Raw genomic sequence first — 303 nt, forward strand, 5'->3', positions numbered from 1 at the left:
GTGTATGCCGCTGCCGTCGGGCGACAGTTGCAGGAAGGCCGGTTTGTGCAGCAGGGTCTCGAGGTCCAGCGACGGTTTTTCACTGACCAGTTCCACCTCAAAGACAAAGGGCTGGCTGATGGCTTCCCGGCCGGTGAGGGTAAACACCTGAAAATCGGCGGAGAGCCCTTCGATGGTCAGGGCAAAGTGAGTTTCATTGGCCGGCGCGAACATCCCTTGTTCCTCGTGCTGTACAGCGGCGCTCGTCGACGGCCGCAAAAGCGGGTCAACGTACGCGAAATTCTGGAGGGGCGTAAACAACAT

At 59.1% G+C, this 303-nt stretch carries 1 pseudogene; it reads right to left on the minus strand.

Features of this window, described 5'->3' with window-relative positions:
• A pseudogene (locus K5E40_RS34600) lies at window positions 1-213 on the minus strand (type VI secretion system tip protein VgrG); the annotation flags it as partial.
• Window positions 214-303 lie beyond the last annotated feature (90 nt).

The sequence above is a fragment of the Pseudomonas baetica genome (assembly GCF_019733355.1).
Taxonomy (GTDB): Bacteria; Pseudomonadota; Gammaproteobacteria; order Pseudomonadales; family Pseudomonadaceae; genus Aquipseudomonas; species Aquipseudomonas baetica_A.